Source organism: Burkholderia semiarida (genome assembly GCF_029268935.1).
In the GTDB taxonomy this organism is placed as follows: domain Bacteria; phylum Pseudomonadota; class Gammaproteobacteria; order Burkholderiales; family Burkholderiaceae; genus Burkholderia; species Burkholderia semiarida.
This window is the reverse complement of the sequence record NZ_JAHLCL010000001.1, coordinates 352414-371467: the sequence shown is the minus strand read 5'-3', so window position 1 is coordinate 371467 and position 19054 is coordinate 352414. Positions and strand designations below refer to the sequence as shown.

The 19054-nt window shown below is 65.1% G+C and carries 18 protein-coding genes; 11 read left to right on the top strand and 7 right to left on the bottom strand.

The genetic code is table 11. The annotated features are described in order from the left end of the window. Window positions 1-73: 73 nt before the first annotated feature. The 3 genes from KPB06_RS01695 (at window position 74) to KPB06_RS01685 (ending at window position 4779) form a co-directional block, all read left to right on the top strand. Window positions 74-1507 (top strand): catalase, encoded by a 1434-nt coding sequence (locus KPB06_RS01695; RefSeq protein ID WP_275905278.1) that lies wholly within the window; start codon window positions 74-76, stop codon window positions 1505-1507. Window positions 1508-1586: 79 nt separating this feature from the next. Beyond that, window positions 1587-2951, top strand: coding sequence for an FAD-dependent oxidoreductase (locus KPB06_RS01690; RefSeq protein ID WP_275905277.1), 1365 nt, complete (start codon window positions 1587-1589; stop codon window positions 2949-2951). Window positions 2952-3450: 499 nt separating this feature from the next. Beyond that, on the top strand, window positions 3451-4779 hold the full coding sequence (locus tag KPB06_RS01685; RefSeq protein WP_275905522.1) for an MFS transporter: 1329 nt from the start codon (window positions 3451-3453) through the stop codon (window positions 4777-4779). A 120-nt stretch (window positions 4780-4899) separates the two neighbouring features. On the opposite strand, the gene KPB06_RS01680 is transcribed toward KPB06_RS01685, so the two are convergent. From KPB06_RS01680 to KPB06_RS01665, 4 genes are all read right to left on the bottom strand, one after another. Beyond that, on the bottom strand, window positions 4900-5544 hold the full coding sequence (locus KPB06_RS01680) for a response regulator transcription factor (RefSeq protein WP_059581405.1): 645 nt from the start codon (window positions 5542-5544) through the stop codon (window positions 4900-4902). Continuing rightward, window positions 5541-7439, bottom strand: coding sequence for a PAS domain-containing sensor histidine kinase (locus KPB06_RS01675; protein WP_059581408.1), 1899 nt, complete (start codon window positions 7437-7439; stop codon window positions 5541-5543). The genes KPB06_RS01680 and KPB06_RS01675 overlap by 4 nt, the downstream gene beginning before the upstream one ends. A gap of 30 nt (window positions 7440-7469) precedes the next feature. Beyond that, window positions 7470-7850, bottom strand: a complete 381-nt coding sequence (locus tag KPB06_RS01670) for a response regulator transcription factor (protein WP_059581410.1) — start codon at window positions 7848-7850, stop codon at window positions 7470-7472. Window positions 7851-8010: 160 nt separating this feature from the next. Continuing rightward, window positions 8011-9045: a LysR family transcriptional regulator gene (locus KPB06_RS01665; protein WP_059581413.1), complete on the bottom strand. Its 1035-nt coding sequence runs from the start codon at window positions 9043-9045 to the stop codon at window positions 8011-8013. A 655-nt stretch (window positions 9046-9700) separates the two neighbouring features. Between KPB06_RS01665 and KPB06_RS01660 the strand changes: the two genes are divergently transcribed. From KPB06_RS01660 to KPB06_RS01650, 3 genes are all read left to right on the top strand, one after another. Then, window positions 9701-10411, top strand: a complete 711-nt coding sequence (locus tag KPB06_RS01660) for a PadR family transcriptional regulator (protein WP_099318117.1) — start codon at window positions 9701-9703, stop codon at window positions 10409-10411. Between the two features lie 38 nt (window positions 10412-10449). Beyond that, window positions 10450-11271, top strand: a complete 822-nt coding sequence (locus KPB06_RS01655) for a siderophore-interacting protein (protein ID WP_059581418.1) — start codon at window positions 10450-10452, stop codon at window positions 11269-11271. Between the two features lie 148 nt (window positions 11272-11419). Beyond that, window positions 11420-11653 (top strand): hypothetical protein, encoded by a 234-nt coding sequence (locus KPB06_RS01650; RefSeq protein WP_059581420.1) that lies wholly within the window; start codon window positions 11420-11422, stop codon window positions 11651-11653. Between the two features lie 25 nt (window positions 11654-11678). Here KPB06_RS01650 and KPB06_RS01645 read toward each other — a convergent pair whose 3' ends face one another. After that, window positions 11679-12260 (bottom strand): undecaprenyl-diphosphatase, encoded by a 582-nt coding sequence (locus KPB06_RS01645; RefSeq protein WP_059581423.1) that lies wholly within the window; start codon window positions 12258-12260, stop codon window positions 11679-11681. Window positions 12261-12695: 435 nt separating this feature from the next. Here KPB06_RS01645 and KPB06_RS01640 point away from each other — a divergent pair, with 435 nt between their 5' ends. The 4 genes from KPB06_RS01640 to KPB06_RS01625 are packed head-to-tail and all read left to right on the top strand — an operon-like array spanning window position 12696 to window position 16013. Continuing rightward, a complete protein-coding gene (locus tag KPB06_RS01640; RefSeq protein ID WP_059581426.1) occupies window positions 12696-13436 on the top strand; it encodes an acetoacetate decarboxylase in 741 nt (246 codons plus the stop codon). A gap of 52 nt (window positions 13437-13488) precedes the next feature. Next, window positions 13489-14274 (top strand): 3-hydroxybutyrate dehydrogenase, encoded by a 786-nt coding sequence (locus tag KPB06_RS01635; protein ID WP_089465885.1) that lies wholly within the window; start codon window positions 13489-13491, stop codon window positions 14272-14274. Continuing rightward, window positions 14271-15488 (top strand): patatin-like phospholipase family protein, encoded by a 1218-nt coding sequence (locus KPB06_RS01630; RefSeq protein WP_059644582.1) that lies wholly within the window; start codon window positions 14271-14273, stop codon window positions 15486-15488. The genes KPB06_RS01635 and KPB06_RS01630 overlap by 4 nt, the downstream gene beginning before the upstream one ends. Before the next feature lie 60 nt (window positions 15489-15548). After that, window positions 15549-16013 (top strand): hypothetical protein, encoded by a 465-nt coding sequence (locus KPB06_RS01625; RefSeq protein WP_060317653.1) that lies wholly within the window; start codon window positions 15549-15551, stop codon window positions 16011-16013. Window positions 16014-16061: 48 nt separating this feature from the next. Here KPB06_RS01625 and KPB06_RS01620 read toward each other — a convergent pair whose 3' ends face one another. Then, window positions 16062-16946: a LysR family transcriptional regulator gene (locus tag KPB06_RS01620; RefSeq protein ID WP_099318107.1), complete on the bottom strand. Its 885-nt coding sequence runs from the start codon at window positions 16944-16946 to the stop codon at window positions 16062-16064. A gap of 121 nt (window positions 16947-17067) precedes the next feature. Here KPB06_RS01620 and argC point away from each other — a divergent pair, with 121 nt between their 5' ends. Next, window positions 17068-18009: an N-acetyl-gamma-glutamyl-phosphate reductase gene (argC, locus tag KPB06_RS01615; RefSeq protein ID WP_059644577.1), complete on the top strand. Its 942-nt coding sequence runs from the start codon at window positions 17068-17070 to the stop codon at window positions 18007-18009. Window positions 18010-18075: 66 nt separating this feature from the next. Here the strand turns inward: argC and KPB06_RS01610 are convergent, their stop codons facing one another. After that, window positions 18076-18999, bottom strand: coding sequence for a LysR substrate-binding domain-containing protein (locus KPB06_RS01610; protein WP_226224077.1), 924 nt, complete (start codon window positions 18997-18999; stop codon window positions 18076-18078). Window positions 19000-19054: the final 55 nt, after the last annotated feature.

Sequence of the window (19054 nt, the reverse complement as noted above, 5' to 3'; positions counted from 1 at the left end):
CCCTGCGACGCCGCCTTCCGCCCCCCGCAATTCGATCACTCACCGAACGACAAACGACTTGAGGCTGACAACAATGTCCGACAAGAGCCTGACGACCGCCGCCGGCGCCCCCGTATCCGACAACCAGAACTCGATGACCGCCGGCGCGCGTGGCCCGGTCGTACTGCAGGACATGTGGCTCGTTGAAAAGCTGGCCCATTTCGACCGCGAGGTAATTCCCGAGCGTCGCGTACATGCGAAGGGATCGGGCGCCTTCGGAACGCTGAAGGTCACGCACGACATCTCGCGCTACACGAAAGCCAAGGTCTTCGACCAGGTTGGCAAGGAAACGCCGATTTTCATGCGATTCTCGACGGTCGCGGGCGAGCGCGGCGCCGCCGACGCGGAGCGCGACGTGCGCGGTTTCTCGATCAAGTTCTACACGGAGGAAGGGAACTGGGACATCGTCGGCAACAACACGCCCGTGTTCTTCGTGCGGGATCCGCTCAAGTTTCCGGATTTCATCCACACGCAAAAGCGCGATCCGCGGACGAACATGCGCAACAACGTCGCGGTGTGGGATTTCTGGTCGCGCCATCCCGAGTCGCTGCATCAGGTCACGATCCTGATGAGCGATCGCGGCATCCCGAAGAATTACCGGCAAATGCACGGCTTCGGCTCGCACACGTTCTCGTTCGTCAACGCGGCGAACGAACGCTTCTACGTGAAGTTCCATTTCAAGTCCGCACAAGGCATCGAAAACTATACGGATGCGGAAGCCGCTCGCGTGGTCGGTCAGGATCGCGAGTCCGCGCAGCGCGATCTCTACGAGGCGATCGAACACGGTAACTTCCCGAGATGGCATTTCCGCATCCAGGTGATGCCGGAGGCGGACGCATCGAAGGTGCCGTACAACCCGTTCGACATCACCAAAGTCTGGCCGCACAACGATTACCCGCTGATCGACGTCGGGACGATCGAGCTGAACCGGAACCCCGAGAACTATTTCGCGGACGTCGAGCAGGCCGCGTTCACGCCGGCGAACGTCGTACCCGGAATCGGGTTTTCGCCGGACCGCCTGCTTCAGGGGCGGCTGTTTTCGTACGGCGACGCGCAGCGCTACCGGCTCGGCATCAATCATCACCAGATTCCCGTCAACGCGCCGCGCTGCCCGTTTCACTCGTTCCATCGCGATGGCGCGATGCGTGTCGACGGCAACCTCGGCAGCACCGTGAACTACGAACCCAGCCGTCAAGGCGACTTCGCCGCGAATCCGGCAGCGGCCGAACCGCCGGTGCAGGCAGGCACGATCGACCGTTACGACCATCGTGACGATGACGACTATTACAGCCAGCCCCGCGCGCTGTTCCGTCTGTTCAGCGCCGACCAGAAGGAGAGACTGTTCGCCAACATCGGGCGGGCGATCAGCGGCGTCCCGCAGGACGTGGTCGACAGAGTGCTCGCCCATCTCGAGCGCATCGATCCGGCGTATGCCGCCGGTGTCCGTACTGCGATCTGGGCCGAGTAAGGCCGGCGTGCGCGCGCCGAGCGGACGTCGCGCGTCGATCTCGCGGATTCGTCTGTCGGATTAATCAAGGAGTAACGTTATGGAAAGCGCGAAGCAATACGAATATCTGTTCCTCGGCGGCGGCAAGGGCGGAAAATCCCTGGCGATGGACCTCGCCCGAAGCGGCAAGCGCGTCGCCATCATCGAACGCGGCATGATCGGCGGTTCATGCATCAACGTCGCGTGCATCCCCAGCAAGACGTTGATTCAGAACGCGCGCAACATGCATGCGTGGCGAGCGGCGTCCGCCGACGCGCACCATCTTGCAGACATGGCGCGCGTGCATGCGAACGTCCGCGCAGTCGTCGACGGCATGGTGGATATCAACCGCCGCGCTTTCGAACAGTCGGGCCTCGATCTCGTGATCGGTTCCGGTCGGTTCGTCGCGCCGCGACGCATCCTCGTTCGGGCCGGCGACGGCACCGAACAGCTGTTCGAAGGCGAGAACGTCTATATCAACACCGGCACCGTGGCGGCGGTTCCGGACGTGCCCGGCCTGCGTGACTCGAGCCCGCTCACACACGTTGAAGCGCTGAACCTCGACGTGCTGCCGAAAAAGCTCATCGTGATCGGCGGCGGCTACATCGGCCTGGAGATGGCCCAGGCGTTTCGGCGCCTCGGCAGCGAGGTCGCACTCATTCACGACGCACCGCGGGTCGCCATTCGCGAGGACGAGGACGTCAGCGTCGAAATCCAGCGCGCGCTCGAGGACGACGGCATCTCGCTGCATCTGTCTGCCCGGATTACCGGCGTAACCGGGCGGTCGGGTACGGGCGTCACGGTCAAGCTCGACGACGGCACATCGATCGACGGCAGTCATCTGCTCGTCGCGGCAGGCCGGCGGCCGGTCACCGACGACATCGGCCTGGATCTGGCAGGCGTCGATCGCGACGAGCGGGGCTTCATCAAGGTCGACGACGCGCTCGCGACCACCGCGGAACGAACGTGGGCGATCGGCGAGGTCGCCGGCACGCCGATGTTCACGCACGCGTCGTTCGACGACTATCGCGTACTGAAGGCCGGTATCGAAGGGCGGGCAGGCAGCACGGCAGCGCGCATCATTCCGTACGCGTTGTTCACCGATCCGGAACTGGGGCGCATCGGCCTGAACGAAGCGAACGCCAAGGCGCGCAACACGCCCGTCATCGTCGCGAAATTGCCGATGGCGGCCGTGCCGAGAGCCCGCACCAACGGAACGACGCGAGGTTTCATGAAGGCACTCGTGGCGCCCGAAACCGGACAGATCCTGGGCTTCACGATGGTCGGCTCGGGGGCGGGCGAAGTGATGTCGGTCGTGCAAATGGCAATGATCGGCAACCTGCCGTACACGTCCGTGCGCGACGCCATCATCGCCCACCCGCTTCTTGCCGAAGGCCTCAATCTGCTCTTCGCCACCATCAAATAAGCGAGTGCCTTTGCCATTTGCCTGGCTGGCCCCACCGAACGCGGGGCCAGCCCGATGCTCGTGCCGCCACGACGCGCTTTGCGTCGCGGCGGCTTTCGCGCTTCCAATTCAGTCGTCGCCGCCACGATAAAAATGCTGACAGCCGCTCTCCTGCGATCGACACTATCCGGTAAAATCTCCGGACGAGTTCGAATCGCGCAACGCCAGCCCGTCATGTGCCGCACGGGCAGTTCCGCGATCGCGGGCCCTGAGAAAAATATGCCTTCGTCAACACCGGCGTCCCGGTCCGGACGCCTCGAGTGAACGATGGGCAAAGTCGCCGTTCTTCCACCTCATCCAGCATTGCCTGCGCCTCGTTACCGACGCGAACGAAGTGCGGGCACGGCCGTGCGTCGTGGAGTGGATACGTGAATTGCTGCTGGCATCCGATATCGACGATCACTGGCGTCGATGTCGACACATTTGTGCGGCCTTGCTCGCCGAGCAACGGGGGAACCTCTTGGATCTGAACGCGACGCGCGCATCCGGTCGTCCGGTCGATAGCAACGACCCGAACGACGAAGCGCGGGAAAATCGTATTTCGCGGCATCTCGCCCTGCGAATCCTGCCCATTTTCATGTTTGCGTATGTTGCCGCATACGTCGACCGCATCAACGTCAGCTTCGCGAAACTCCAGATGGGGGTCGACCTGGGTTTCACCGATGCGGTGTTCGGATTCGGCGCGGGTACTTTCGCGCTGGGCTACGTGGTGTTCGAAGTTCCGAGCAACATGATCCTGCAGCGGGTGGGCGCCAAGCGATGGCTCACGCGAATCATCCTGTCGTGGGCGATCGTTTCGGCATTGACCACCTTCATCGCGACGCCCAAGCAGTTCTACGTCATGCGCTATCTGCTCGGGGTGGCGGAGGCCGGGCTCGTGCCCGGCATCGTTTATTACATCTCCCAGTCGTTCCCGCGATACCACCGCGCGCGGGTGCTGTCCACCTTCTACGCGGCGCTGCCGCTGTCCGGTCTGATCGGCTCGCCGCTGAGCGGCTTCATCATGGAGTACTTCGACGGAATCGGCGGGCTTTCCGGCTGGAAATGGATGTTGATGGTCGAGGCGCTGCCGGCGTTCGTCGCCGCGCTTCTCTGCTGGAAGTATCTCGAGGACGATGTCACCCAAAGCCGCCACGAGACGGAGGCCGACAGAGCCTACCTCACCCGAACGCTTGCCGAAGATCGTGCTCTCGCCGCTTCGGCGAACAACAACGCGATGTTCGGCAGCTGGATCTTTTGGGTATTCGGGCTGATCTATTTCCTCGACGTCGTCGGCATTTACGGCTACACGCTATGGGCGCCCACGATGATCAAGTCGCTCGGCGTGGGCAGGGATCTCTTCATCGGATTGATTGCGGCGCTGCCCAACGCGTTCGCGATGATCGTGATGATCACGGCCGGACAAAGCGCGGATCGCCGCCGAGAGCGGCGCATCCACACCGCCGCACTATTCTTGCTGGCGGCGTTGGGGCTGACACTCGCCCTCGTCTGGCACGGCAATCTGTGGCTTACCGTGATGGCACTGTGCATCGCGAATGCGGGATTGCTTTCTCTTCCCCCGGTGTTTTGGGGAATGCCCACGGCGGTTCTCGGCCCCGGCAACGCCGCCAGCGGCATCGCATGGATCAGCGCGATCGGCAACATCGGCGGCTTTTTCGGCCCCTATGTGGTCGGCGTTCTCAAACAGTCGTCCGGGAGCTTCGCGCTTCCCGTCTCGTGCATGATCGCGTGCCTGTTGCTGGGCTTCTGCCTGACGCTGTCGTTGCCGAAACACATCGTCAACAGATAGCCCCCGGGCCGCGATTCCGGTTCGCTCCGGATCGACAGGGCGATGCGGCCGGATCGCCCCACCGGCGTGTTCCGTTGCGCTGACGCGGCGCGGCGCCCACGCGCGTCGAGATCGGTACTGCTACTCCGCGGTGGGATCCAGCCCCAGCGATTGCGCGCCCAGCACGAATTCGGGCAGGGTTCGCGCGCCCATCTTCCGCATTGCGTGGCCGCGATGGATCTTCACGGTGATTTCGCTCAATCCGAGCTCTGCGGCAATCTGCTTGTTCAGAAGGCCGCTCACGACGTATTTCATCACCTCGCGCTCGCGCGGCGTCAGCGTCTGGTAGCGGCGGCGCACGTCGGCGACACGGCTCTCCGACTTCCGCCGCTTCTCATCCTTCAGCAATGCATTCTGGACGACATCGAGCATGTCCTGGTCGCGAAAGGGCTTGGACAGGAAATCCAGCGCCCCGTTCTTCATCGCCTTCACCGACATCTCGACATCGCCATGAGCCGTAATGAAGATGATCGGCAGCTGCACGTCGCCCGCGACGATCTGCTCCTGCAACGCCAGTCCGCTCTGTCCTTTGAGCCGGACGTCGAGAATCAGACAGCTCGGCACATCGGGCTTGTCGAAATCCAGAAACTCCTGCGCGGAGCCAAAGAGCTCGACACTCAAGCCAACCGAGCGAAACAGCCGGCCGAGCGCCTTGCGCATGGAATCGTCGTCGTCGACAACGTACACGACGGAGTTTGTTGCGATGAGATCGGGACCGTGGCTCATGACTGCGTGATTCCTTCAAGCGGTAGAACGAACTGCATCGATGCCCCCTTGTTTTCTTGCGACTCGGCCCAGATGCGGCCGCCATGCCCCTCAACGATCGAACGGCAAATCGAGAGCCCCATGCCCATGCCCTCCTTCTTGGTGGTGAAGAACGGCGTAAACAACGAATTGACGTCTTCGCCACGAATGCCGGGGCCGGAATCCTCCACGCGTACCTGCACGTTCGCGCCATCGACCAGCCCGGTCGACACGACGAGGGTCCGCTTGCGGTCCGCGACGTCGCTCATCGCCTGAACGGCATTCATCAGGAGGTTGATGATGACCTGCTGCAACTGGACACGATCTCCGCGGACCCAGAGCGACGGCTCGCAGCTTTGCGCGACCTCGACGCCGTGAATCTGAAGCTCGCGGCGCACGAGATCGATCGATTGTTCGACGATGGACGTCACGTCGACGAGCGCGTCGTCCCTGTCTCTGCGCTTGGCCATCGCACGGATCTGCCGGATGATATCCGTCGCCCGTCTCGCGTCGTCGGTCATCTGCTCGACGGAATCCCGCACCTCGACGAGATCTGGCACGTCGTGGTCCAGCCAGCGCAGCCCTGCCTCACCTGACGTGACTATCGCAGCCAGCGGTTGGGTGACTTCATGCGCGATCGAAGCCGCCAGCTCGCCGAGCATCGTTACCCGCGTGACATGCGCGAGCTCCGCGTGCGATCGCTCGAGCGCCTGCTCGGCTTGCCGGCGCGCCTCGATGTCGGTGTTGACGCCGTACCAGCGCAGGATCCGGCCGTCTCCGCCGCGCAAAGGTGCGGCACCGACGATCATGCAACGATACTCGCCGCTGCCGAGCTGGACGCGCGCCGTCACCTCGAACGGGCTTCCCGTGGAAATCGCCTGGCGCCACGCGGCGCGCAACGTCTCGATGTCGTCGGCATGAACGATATCGCGCCATACATCCGTGCCGTCACTGGTCCGCACACCGTAATCCGTCCAGCGCCGATTGAGGTACAGCAAGCGCCCGTCTTCGTCCGTGCTCCAGACCATCGCGGGAATCGCGTCGACGGTGGCCACGAGCTCTTCCTTCTGGCGGCGCAATTCGGCTTCCAGCGATTTCGCCTGAGTGACGTCGCTATCGGTGGAAAGAATGGCGACGGGCAGGCCCGACTTGTCTCGCGACACGATCCATCGGCTGGAAATCACGACGCGCTCGCCGTTCTTGCGAATGCGCGTGAGCTCTCCCTGCCAGTTGCCGTGCGCCACCGTCTTCTCGATCAGGTCGGCAATCGGCAGCGCGGCGCCGGTGCGCGTCAGCTCATGGAACGCTTTCCCGAACGCTTCTTGCGCGCTCCATCCGTATAGGCGCTCCGCGCCTTTGCTCCAGAAGCGGATACGCCCGTCGAGCCCGTACACCACGATCGCGTCGTGGGTCAGATTGAGCAAGTCGACCTGGTTCTGCAGCGTCGCCCTGCTGCTCTGATTGCGCAACGCCAATGCCGAGACCGTCACGATCGCGATGACGCTCACGATACAGCGCGCGAGAGAACTGACGGCTATCTGGTCGCTCTGAGCCAGAAGAAATCCGAGGACCGTCAGGGATACGCATGCCCAGGCCACGCCGACGGTGACCGTTTGGGAGGCGACCGACGCGACCAGCAGCACCACGACGACATACAGAACCGCGACGGCGACGTCGACGGGCGCAAACGCGTCGACAAGGAATACCGCGAGGCCCAACGCAATCGCGACCGCGTATACCGCGGGCTGACTGTTCCGGAGTTGCGCCTGGAGATTGGGCCCGAGCTCGGACGCACGCGCCGCCGCGAGTTCGGCCGGAGCGATGACCGGATCCGCGTATGCGCCGTGGCCGTCACCCGCCTGGCGGTCGTTATTCATAGAGTCACTCGGTAAAGACGGATTTCCGGATCAGGTCCGATTGCTTTCCGAGCCGATCTCCTCCAGGCGCTGCTTGATCTGCGCCGGATCCACCGGTTTGCTGAATACGCAGATCGCGCCAAGCTTCATCGCTTGCTCGCGGGTGGTTTCGGATGGAAAAGCCGTGATGAAGATCACGGGCGGAGCCGGTCCGCGCTCGAGAAGCGCTTCGTACATCTCCAGCCCTGTGATGCCCTTCATCTGGACGTCCGAAATGATACACGCGACGTCCATTATCAAGTCGGCGTCAAGGAACTCCTCGCCGGACTCGTAGACCCTGACCTCCCAGCCGAGCGAACGAACGAGGCTTCGCGTGGCCCTGCGGATGGACCGGTCATCATCGACGATGGAAACAATACCTTGGTTCGGCATACGAGCGGTCCTTGACCTTCAATTCAGTAAAAATATCGAGAACGCGAGCATTTCAGGTCGGCGGCTCGACCGCATCCTATGCCGCCGGCAATCGGCGCGCAAACTATACGTCGGTATGAGTGCCATCTCGGCCAACACCGTCGTGCGTTGCCCGCGTGTGTCATGCAGTTGCGGCAGTCGCTGCCAGTTGCTGCAGCCCCTTGGGCATGAACCGCGAGTCGTGTCGGCCACTGCCCGCCATCCAGTATGGCGCTGCGTCGCGCCCGCCGTTGATCGCGGGCGTGCCGTCGAAGCTGGCAGTCTCCAGATCGCGAAGCTGGGCTTGAATCCAGTCGATGAACGCCCGTATCGACATCGGCACCTGCCGGCGGTCCGGATAGAGGACAGAAATCGGTAGCGGCGGCGGACCATACTCGTCGAGCACGGTGACGAGCCGCCCTTTTGCGAGCTCTTCCGTCACCATACGCTCGCTGACCTGGGCAATACCGACACCCTCTACCGCATAACGAACCGCCGAACGGACGTCATTGACGGAAATGCGCTCCGCCAGCTTGAGCCGTGTCTCTGCTCCGTCCACCGTGTAGCGGAATTCCCGGGCTGGGCCGAAGCGCCTCGGGGTGTAATGGATGACATCGTGGCAATGAAGGCTATCCGGGTCGGCCGGCGTGCCCCGAACACGCAGATAGTCCGGACTGGCGACGGTCACCACGTGAAAATTCCCGACGCGCCGGCTACGCAGCGACGAATCCGCGAGTTGTCCGACGACGACGGCGCAGTCCACGCCGTTGGCGATCAGGCCGTCCGCATCCCCGCCGACGTCCACGCGCAAGCCCACCTCGGGGTAACTGGCGTGGAAAGCCGGCACGAGCGGCAAAACCGAATGCGCGACCTCCTGGTCGAGGTCCACCGCCAGCCGCCCACGCGCGATCTTCCCCGCCCCGCTGAGTTGCTGCTGCATATGCTCGATCTCGCCGAGAATGCGCTGGCAATGCTCCTGATACTGCTCCCCCTCCGTGGTGAGGCGAACACAACGGGTGGACCGCTGAAGCAGCGTGACGCCGAGATGCTCCTCCAATCGACGGACCAGCGTGCTGGCCGACGCTGCACTGATACCGAGCATCTCAGCCGCTGCTGTGAAACTGCCCAGTCGGGCGACGTGACTAAACACTGACATCGCATGCAGAGTACGGTCCATGCTGTTCTCCGGAAATCGTTGCGGTAGAAGGATTAACCGGAAGTCTAGAGAACAGTCGGCCGCGGCAATATCACCTCGTGGGAGTTTGGACCTTATACGATGGTGTTAATAGTCGCACCGCGGGCGCAGCGCGATCGAAGCGTGCGGCTCGCCGTATTGGACGGAATCGCCCGCCTACCCGCCGGTACATAGCGTGACACCGATCCGGACTCTCTGGACGACAGACTGGCGCAGTACCATTACGCTCCGTTGAGCAATGTGCTGATCCGAAATAGCGCCGTTATCAGGCACGCACCTGCCCCGCATTAGTACGCGATCCGAATTACTTGCGGCCGTCGAACATTCATTGGCGGCACTTTGAAAACGCCAATCTCATGCCGCCCTCCTCGATGATGGTCCGGACAGCATCTCCGAGAAAAATCCATCCCCGGATCCGGGTTCTCAAAGCTACGGCAACAATCTCCGTCTCGAGACTCTGGACATGTTTTCGGCAGAAGATCCTGTCAACTGCGGGCAAGGCGACCTTTTCTGCAAACGTCAACCACAAGCCCTCCACTCCCGCCCAACGCCACCATCCCGCCCCCAATAATCCCCTTGACGCCCTATCTTTCGATATATATCTTTAGATATGTTTTGCGACACATAGGACACGATCATGCGGCACAACCCCTTCCGCGGCCATGCCCGCTGCTACAGTCATGGTACGTATGCCCGCCCCGACGGGTTCGCCGGTCTCTGGTACGCGATCGGCCGCCACCGTCGCGGCGGCCCCGATGCATTCGGCAGCGGTCCGTTCGGTGGCCGCGGCGGGCGCGGCTTCGGCGATTTCGGCGACGACGGCATGCCGCGCGGCCGCCAGTTCAGCTCCGACGATCTCCAACTGCTGCTGCTCGCGCTGCTCGCCGAGCAACCGAGCCACGGCTACGAGCTGATCAAGGCGCTCGACACGCGTTCGAACGGCTTCTACAGCCCAAGCCCCGGCATGGTGTATCCGGCGCTCACGTACCTCGAAGAAGTCGGCTTCGTCGCGTCGCAGGCGGAAGGCAACCGCAAGCGCTATGCGCTGACCGACGCGGGCCGCGCGCACCTCGATACCCAGCGTGAACGCGTCGATACGCTGTTCGCGCGTCTCACGCACCTTGCCCGCAAGATGGAATTCATGCGCCGCGCGTTCGCCGGGGAATCGGCGGGCAACGAAGCGCAGGAGGAATCGCAAGCCGGCTGGCTGCCGGAATTCGTCGAGGCGCGTCTCGCGCTCAAGCGCGCGCTGCTGCACAAGAGCGCCGCCAATACCGACGAACAGCGCCGCATCGCCGCCATCCTGCGCCGCGCGACGGCCGAAATCGAAGGCGGCGCCGGCGCATGAGCCGCGCCGCCCCGTCACCACCCAAGGAGAACGGATTGATGCAGAACACGTCCGAACGCACCGTCACCCGCGTGCGCCACACCCTCAAGTTCCGCCTGCTGCAGGTGCTGCGCGTGCATGCCGTGACGCCGCACCTGCTGCGTGTCACGCTCGGCGGCCCCGATCTCGCGGACTTCGAATCCGCGTCGTTCGACGATCACGTGAAGGTATTTTTCCCGCCGCCCGGCGCGGAGCGGCCCGCGCTGCCGACGCTCGGCGCGAACGGCCCCGAGTTTCCGGAAGGCGAACCGAAGCCGGTCGCGCGCGACTTCACGCCGCGCCGTTTCGACCGCGCCGCCTGCGAGCTCGATCTGGAATTCGTGCTGAACCATCCGGGCCCGGCATCGCAGTGGGCCGCGCAGGCACGCGTCGGCCAATGGCTCGGCATCGGCGGCCCGCGCGGTTCGTTCGTGGTCCCGACCGATTTCGACTGGCATCTGCTGATCGGCGACGATACGGCGTTGCCCGCCGTCGCGCGGCGTCTCGAGGAATTGCCGGCCGGCGCGCGCGCGGCGGTCGTGCTGGAAGTGGCCGATCGCACCGCGCAGATCTCGTTCGACACGCGCGCCGACGTGCACGAAATCTGGCGCTTCCGCGCCGAAACCGCCGCGGCGAACGGCGACGTGCTGCTCAATGCCGTCCGGGGCCTGCCGCTGCCGTCGTCCGGCGACGGCTACGTGTGGGCGGCCGGCGAAGCGTTGTCGATGCGCGCGGTGCGCCAGCACCTGACCGGCGAGCGCGGCATCGACAAGTCGCGCATCCGCGCGGCGGCCTACTGGAAGCGCGGCGCGGCGGCCGTGCACGAAACGCTGGAAGACTGACCGGAGACACCGGGTTCGCCGGCGGCCGAAACAATCGTTGCGCCGGCGCAGCGGTGGGCTTGGCACCGGCATCGCGGCTGGTATATATCTGTGTCTGCGCGCCGCTGTCGGGCGACAGCCGCCGCAGCCCGCCCAGGAGCGCCCGGTCATGACAAAAGAAAGCCACGCTTCGCCTTTCCTTCGCCACCTGAAGATCGCCGGTTATTGCGGCCTCGCCGCGGTAGTCCTTGCGTTGTTCGTCGCGATGTGCGCGATCCTGAAGGAAAGCGCCCTCGACCGCGATGCCGCCCGGCATCCGGCCGATACGCCCGAACTGCGCGACGGCGGCGGCGGCCCGTCCGCGTCGGCCGAATCGGCCCGCACGTCCGACTCGCCCGGCTGACGGCAGCCCGGGCGTTTCCTTCCGCTTACGGCGCCTGCCGGCGCCCCATCACGACGGCATGCACCGAATCGCCGAGCCGTTCGAGCAGCGCGGTCACACGTTGCCCGTACAGGTGCGCGGCCAGTGCGCCGGCCGTGCCGACCAGCACGCCGCCCGCCATGTCGAGCGGCCAGTGCACGCCCGCATAGACGCGCCCCCATGCGATCGCCACGGCCATCGCGGCCATCACGAAGCCGGTCACCCGCGTCGTGCCGCCGAGCAGCAGGCCAACCGCCATGCTCCACGCGAACGTCATGTGATCGCTCGGGAACGAGCTGTCCGGCGCGTGCGGAATCAGTTGCGTGCCGACGCCCGCCATGAACGGGCGCGGCGAGAACCAGCCATGCCCGAGTACCTGCGCGAGCGCAAGCGCCACGCAAACGCCGACCCCGGCCTCGATCGCCTGACGCCGCGCGGGGCGCGCGCCGAAGATCCAGGTCAGCAGCAGCATCGCGGGCAGCGCATAAACGAGCCAGTCGGCGGCGAAGATCGCGAGGCGGGCAATGCCCGGGTGCGGTGCACTCCCGACGTTGATGGCGGAAAAGAGGGCGAGATTGACGTTCTGCATGAATCGGGTTGCGTGGGGCGTAAAAAGATCGGCCGGTTGCCCGGTCGGATACGAACGATGCCAGGGCGTGGCCGCTCGAGCGGTACCTGATGCGGCCGCCGCCCGGACAAGGCCCGCGCGGCGAACGCACTTAGAGCCTGCACTGCAACACAAGTTCACACAATTGTCATATTCTGGCGCCACCGTCTCCCGTAAAAGCTCACCGCGATTCCCGTAAAGGCTCACCTTTTCACGTCATGGCGTCATCGGCGCGTGCGACCATCGCCCCAACCAGCGTGCCGTCCCGGCCGTTTGCATCGTTCATCTCAATATTGACGCCGCAAATTATTCGAAATCGGCAACAATTAATTCCAGATGCGGCATCGCACAACGGCAACGCACAGGCATACGATTACGACCACTCATCCACGAAGCGATCAACAACAAGGAGTCCGCATGAAACCCAGCGATGTCCGATCGAAAGCGTTTGCGATGCCGTTGACCAGCCCTGCGTTCCCGATGGGCCCGTACCGTTTCGTCGATCGTGAGTTCCTGATCATCACGTACCGCACCGATCCGGACCGCCTCCGTGAAATCGTCCCCGAGCCGCTGCAGGTCACCGAGCCGCTCGTGCAGTACGAATTCATCCGCATGGCCGATTCCACCGGTTTCGGCGATTACACCGAGAGCGGCCAGGTGATTCCGGTCGAGTACAACGGCCAGCGGGGCGGCTATACGTTGGCGATGTATCTCGACGATCACCCGCCGATCGCCGGCGGCCGCGAGCTGTGGGGCTTCCCGAAGAAGCTCGCGTCGCCCACGCTGCACGTGAACACCGATCACCTCCTCGGCACACTCGATTACGGCAAGGTGCGCGTCGCGACCGGCACGATGGGCTACAAGCACAAGGAACTCGACATCGACGAGCAGGCAAAGCGGCTCGCCGGCCCCAATTTCCTGCTGAAGATCATTCCGCACGTCGACGGCACCGCGCGCGTGTGCGAACTGGTGCGCTATTACATGCAGGACATCAAGATGAAGGGCGCATGGACGGGTCCCGCATCGCTCGAGCTGGCGCCGCACGCGCTCGCGCCGGTGGCCGATCTGCCCGTGCTCGAGATCGTCGAGGCCCGCCACATCGTCGCGGATTTGACGCTGGGCCTCGGCGAAGTCGTCTACGATTACCTGGGCCAGTAACGCGTCCGCAGTCCCTTCTCCCTGTCAATCCTTTCACCACGGGAATTCGAACATGAGCAACCTGAATGGCAAGACCGCAGTCGTCACGGGCGCCGCGAGCGGCATCGGCAAGGAAATCGCGCTCGAGCTCGCCAAGGCGGGCGCGGCCGTCGCGATCGCCGACCTGAACCAGGACGGCGCGAACGCGGTCGCCGACGAGATCGTCAAGGCAGGCGGCAAGGCGATCGGCGTCGCGATGGACGTGACCAACGAGGAAGCGGTGAATAGCGGCATCGACAAGGTCGCCGCGACGTTCGGCTCGGTGGACATCCTCGTGTCGAACGCGGGCATCCAGATCGTCAACCCGATCGAGAACTACTCGTTCGCCGACTGGAAGAAGATGCAGGCGATCCACGTGGACGGCGCATTCCTGACGACGAAGGCCGCGCTCAAGCACATGTACAAGGACGATCGCGGCGGCGTCGTGATCTACATGGGCTCGGTGCATTCGCACGAAGCGTCGCCGCTGAAGTCGGCGTACGTGACGGCCAAGCACGGGCTGCTGGGTCTCGCGCGCGTGCTGGCGAAGGAAGGCGCGAAGCACAACGTGCGCTCGCACGTCGTGTGTCCGGGCTTCGTGCGCACGCCGCTGGTCGACAAGCAGATTCCGGAGCAGGCGAAGGAGCTCGGCATCAGCGAAGAGGACGTGATCAAGAAGGTGATGCTCGGCAACACGGTCGACGGCGTGTTCACGACGGTGCAGGACGTCGCGCAGACGGTGCTGTTCCTGTCGGCGTTCCCGAGCGCCGCGCTCACGGGCCAGTCGTTCATCGTCAGCCACGGCTGGTTCATGCAATGAAGCCGCACGCCCGCACCGAAAAGCAGGCCGTGGATGCGGCGGACCTGCACCACGAAGCCGGCGCGCCGGCCGCCGCGCGGTCGCTGCCGTACGAAACGATCGCGCTCGTCCTGCAGGGCGGCGGCGCGCTGGGCGCGTATCAGGCCGGCGTATTCGAAGGACTGCACGAGGCGGGCATCCCGCTCGACTGGATCGCGGGCATCTCGATCGGCGCGCTCAACACCGCGCTGATCGCCGGCAATGCGCCCGAGCACCGCGTCGAGCGTCTGCGTGAATTCTGGGAAACGATCTGCCAGCCGGCGTTCTTTCCGACGATTCCGGCCGCGTTCGAATTCGCGCTGTTCAACAGCATCGATCAGATCCGGACGTTCTTCACCGCGTCGCAGGCCGCCAGCGCGATGATGCAGGGCCAGCAGGGCTTCTTCGTGCCGCGCTTTCCGCCGCCGCTGCCGGGCGTGTCCGACCATCCTGAAAAAATCAGCTGGTACGACACGTCGGCGCTGCGCACGACGCTGCTGAAACTGTGCGATTTCGACCGGATCAACTCGGGCGAGACGCGCGTGTCGGTCGGCGCGGTCAACGTCGGCACCGGCAACTTCGTGTACTTCGACAACTCGCGCATCCGTCTCGCGCCCGAGCATTTCATGGCGTCCGGTGCGTTGCCGCCCGCGTTCCCGCCCGTCGAGATCGACGGCGAGTATTACTGGGACGGCGGTGTCGTGTCGAACACGCCGCTGATGGAAGTGCTCCGCGCGCATCCGCGCCGCGACACGCTCGCGTTCCAGGTCGATCTGTGGAGCGCGCGCGGGCCGCTGCCGCGCACGATGGCCGACGTCGCCGAGCGCACGAAGGACGTGCAGTATTCGAGCCGCACGCGTTTCGTCACCGACACGCTGCAGCGCGAACAGCGCTACCGCAACGTGCTGCGCCACGTGCTCGAACAGGTGCCGGAAGCGCAGCGCAAGAACGACCCGTGGTGCGTCGAGGCCGAAGCGATGTCGAGCGGGAAGAAGTACAACATCCAGCACCTGATCTATCAGCAGAAGGCGTACGAGCATCACTACAAGGACTATCAGTTCGGTCTGTCGACGATGCGCGACCACTGGTCCGCGGGTCTCGACGACATCCGCAAGACGCTCGCGGTGAAGGACGGCCTCGCGCTGCCCGTCAACGACGCGGGCTTCGTCACGCACGACATTCACCGCCGCCGGTAATGCCGTGTACAACGGGCCGGTGCGCCGCGTGCGCCGGCCCGTCCTCCTTTCCGATTCGACATGCCGATTTTCATTGCGCTATTCGCGCTCATCGCCCTGGGCTGGGGCGCCGTTCATCTGTTTCACGTCATCGCCGCGCAGTTCGGCCAGCCGGTCGCGATCGCGGCCGCCGTGCTGGCCGCCGCGCTCCTGATCGCGCTGATCGCGTGGTGGCTCAAGCGCCGCCGCGACATCGCGCCGAACACGAAGGAAGAAGGCTGGACGCACGTCGTGCATCGCGCGTGGGGCGAGTTGCGCGTGTCCGCGACGCAAGGGCTGCTGTGGCTGTCGCGTGACGGCGCGGACGGCCGCTATACGCTGTCGCAACTCGACGGTTGCGAGGCCGCGCCGATCGACGGCCGCTGGCATCTCGTCGTGCGCGTGCGCGACGCCGTGCACGGCGAATGGAGGCTGCCGATGATGGACAAGCGCGATGCGCGGCGCTGGGCGCGCGTGCTCACGCTGGCGAAAGACAACCGGCTCTGAACGCGTGCGGGCCGCGCGGCCGGCACGGGCCAGCCGCACGACGGCCCGCTATCGCGCACCGAGCGCCCACAGCGCATCGAGCACGTGCTGCGTCGCCCGTTCGACCGAGCCCGCCCGATGCGCAATGCCCAACTCGCGCCACAACGCCGGCCGTAGCGGCCGCATGACGATGCGCGCATCCGGCAGCGGGGCCCCGGCTTCGTGCGGCAGCAGCGTCGCGCCGTACCCTGCGGCGACCAGGCTCTTGATCGCATCGTTGTAGTTGAGTTCGATCCGCGGCTCGGGCCGGTGGCCGGCGAGCGCGAACCATTCGGCCGTGAGCCGCGACAGGCGCGTCGTCGCATCGTTGAGAATCAGCGGCCGCGCGGCCAGATACGCCGGCGTCACCCGGGCCGGAAGCGGCCAGTCCGCAGGCAGGAAAGCCATCACCGGGTCTCGACGCCATGGGCGGATCGACAGCCCCGCGACCGGCGCCTGCGGCAGCGCGACCAGCCCGACATCGAGCGTGCCTTGTGCAATGCGCGCCAGCGTGTCCTGCGACGTGAGCACCGCGATCTGCACGTCGATATCCGGATGCCGCGCGCGCAATCCGGCCACCGCCTGCGGCAACAGATGCGCGATCGCACCGGTCGATGCGCCGAGGCGGACACGCCCCGTCAACCCCTGCACCTGTCGCTGCACGTCGTCCAGCGTGGCTTCGACTTCCGCCAGCAGACGCCGCGCCCGCTCCACCAGCACTTCGCCGATCGCCGACGGGCGCACGTTGCCGCGCGTGCGCGACAGCAGCGGCGCGCCGACGCGGCTTTCCAGTTCGGCGATATGCAGGCTGACGGTCGGCGGCGCGAGATGAAGCCATTGCGCCGCCGCCACGAACGATCCGTGGTCCGCGATCGCGACCAGCGTACGCAGACGGTCCAGACTGATCTCGCGCATCACACACCTCTCGTTCAGGAAAGCTGAATCGGACGGTCAGTAAATTCAACTTTTCCTATTCTAGGCGTTCGGTGGACGATACGGCTTCCCCCGACGATCGAACGCGACGCACACGACCATCATGAGCCTCCCCATTGTCTTCATCGACGGCGACCAGGGCACGACCGGGTTGCAGATCCACGCGCGGCTGCGCGACCGCACCGACGTGCAACTGCTCACGCTTCCCGCCGCCGAACGCAAGGACGCGGCGCGGCGTGCCGACGCGCTCAACGCGTGCGATATCGCGATCCTGTGCCTGCCCGACGCGGCCGCGCGCGAAGCGGTCGGCTTCATCCGCAACCCGGCGGTACGCGTGATCGATGCGAGTTCGGCCCATCGCACGCAGCCCGACTGGGTCTACGGCTTTCCCGAGATGGCCGACGGACATGCACGGCACATCGCTCATGCGAAGCGCGTGACCAATCCCGGCTGTTACCCGACCGGCGCGATCGGCCTGCTTCGCCCGCTGTTGCAGGCAGGCCTGCTGCCGCGCGACTACCCGGTGAGCATCCACGCGGTGTCCGGTTACTCGGGCGGCGGGAGGGCCGCCGTCGACGCATTCGAATCGGGCGACGCCGCCGCCAACGCGTTGCCGCTGCAGGTCTACGGCCTCGCGCTCGAGCACAAGCACGTGCCCGAGATCCGTCAGCATGCGGGGCTCGCGCACCGCCCGTTCTTCGTGCCGGCCTACGGTGCCTATCGGCAAGGCATCGTGCTCACCATCCCGATCGAGCTGCGCCTGCTTCCGGCCGGCGTGACGGGCGAGCGCCTGCATGCGTGTCTCGCGCATCACTACGCGGATGCGCATCACGTCGACGTGATGCCGCTCGCGGACGCACGCGCGGCAACGCATCTCGACCCGCAAGCGCTGAACGGCACCAACGACCTGCGGCTCGGCGTGTTCGTCAACGAAGATCGTGGCCAGGTGCTGCTGTCCGCCGTGTTCGACAATCTCGGCAAAGGGGCATCCGGTGCCGCCGTGCAGAATCTCGACTTGATGCTCGGTGCGCGACACGCGGCGTGACGCTCCCGCGGGCATCGTCGACGGTGCCTGCGCACGTCTCCTGCAAAAGCTCACCTTTAGCCGGTTTCAGGCCGCATCGTCACCCGCGGCCGCATTCAGGCCGGCGAGCGTCTCCACCAGAAAATCCACGCACACGCGCACCTTCGCCGATGCCGCGACGCGTTCCGGATACACGGCCCAGATGTTCGCGGGCTGGATCGCGTCCGGCAGCACGCGGCACAACGCGCCGCGTTCGATCAGCGGCCCGGCTTCCCAGATCGAGCGCAGCACGATGCCGCGCCCGGCCAGCGCCCACTGCACGGCCACCTCGCCATGGTTCGTCGACAGCGCACCGCCGACCTTCACCGTGGCCGTCTCGCCGCGCACGTTCAGCCGCCATACGCCGAACGGATGGTCGCGCTCCTTGATCGCGAGACAGTCGTGCGACGCGAGATCCGCGAGCGAGCGCGGCATCCCGCGGCGCGCGAGATAGTCGGGCGACGCGCACAGCACGCGGTAATTCGCGGCGAGTCGGCGCGCGATCAGATGATCGGCGATGTCGTCGCCGATGCGCACGTCGAGGTCGTAGCCTTCGCCGGCCACATCGACGAGCCGGTCGAACAGATCGAGCCGCACGTTCAGTTGCGGATAGCGCGCGCTGAAGTCGAGCAGCGCCGGCGCGACGACGTGCCGGCCGAAGCCGAAGCTGCTCGACATGCGCAGCGTGCCGCGCGGCACCGTGCGCGTGGTCGACACGTCCTCGACGAGATGATCGACGTCGTCGAGAATTTTTTCCGCACGCGCGAACACGCGCTCGCCGGCCTCGGTCACCGTCATGCGACGCGTCGAGCGGTGCAGCAGACGCGTGCCGAGCTGCGCCTCGAGCATCGCGATGCGCTTGCTGACATACGCGGGCGACACCGCGAGCTGCTCGGCGGCCGCGCTGAAGCTCATCAGTCGGACAACCAGGCTGAACACGCGCAGGTCGTCGAGGTTCGGCGATTTATTCACGATTCGTGGAAAGTCGATTAACTTTTGCGTGATTTTAATCCAGATTGAAACAAAT

Coding starts and splice junctions, on each gene's coding strand:
- KPB06_RS01695 (WP_275905278.1), top strand. CDS start 74: ATGTCCGACAAGAGCCTGACGACCGCCGCCGGCGCCCCCGTATCCGAC.
- KPB06_RS01690 (WP_275905277.1), top strand. CDS start 1,587: ATGGAAAGCGCGAAGCAATACGAATATCTGTTCCTCGGCGGCGGCAAG.
- KPB06_RS01680 (WP_059581405.1), bottom strand. CDS start 5,544: ATGAGCCACGGTCCCGATCTCATCGCAACAAACTCCGTCGTGTACGTT.
- KPB06_RS01675 (WP_059581408.1), bottom strand. CDS start 7,439: ATGAATAACGACCGCCAGGCGGGTGACGGCCACGGCGCATACGCGGAT.
- KPB06_RS01670 (WP_059581410.1), bottom strand. CDS start 7,850: ATGCCGAACCAAGGTATTGTTTCCATCGTCGATGATGACCGGTCCATC.
- KPB06_RS01665 (WP_059581413.1), bottom strand. CDS start 9,045: ATGGACCGTACTCTGCATGCGATGTCAGTGTTTAGTCACGTCGCCCGA.
- KPB06_RS01660 (WP_099318117.1), top strand. CDS start 9,701: ATGCGGCACAACCCCTTCCGCGGCCATGCCCGCTGCTACAGTCATGGT.
- KPB06_RS01655 (WP_059581418.1), top strand. CDS start 10,450: ATGCAGAACACGTCCGAACGCACCGTCACCCGCGTGCGCCACACCCTC.
- KPB06_RS01650 (WP_059581420.1), top strand. CDS start 11,420: ATGACAAAAGAAAGCCACGCTTCGCCTTTCCTTCGCCACCTGAAGATC.
- KPB06_RS01645 (WP_059581423.1), bottom strand. CDS start 12,260: ATGCAGAACGTCAATCTCGCCCTCTTTTCCGCCATCAACGTCGGGAGT.
- KPB06_RS01640 (WP_059581426.1), top strand. CDS start 12,696: ATGAAACCCAGCGATGTCCGATCGAAAGCGTTTGCGATGCCGTTGACC.
- KPB06_RS01635 (WP_089465885.1), top strand. CDS start 13,489: ATGAGCAACCTGAATGGCAAGACCGCAGTCGTCACGGGCGCCGCGAGC.
- KPB06_RS01630 (WP_059644582.1), top strand. CDS start 14,271: ATGAAGCCGCACGCCCGCACCGAAAAGCAGGCCGTGGATGCGGCGGAC.
- KPB06_RS01625 (WP_060317653.1), top strand. CDS start 15,549: ATGCCGATTTTCATTGCGCTATTCGCGCTCATCGCCCTGGGCTGGGGC.
- KPB06_RS01620 (WP_099318107.1), bottom strand. CDS start 16,946: ATGCGCGAGATCAGTCTGGACCGTCTGCGTACGCTGGTCGCGATCGCG.
- argC (WP_059644577.1), top strand. CDS start 17,068: ATGAGCCTCCCCATTGTCTTCATCGACGGCGACCAGGGCACGACCGGG.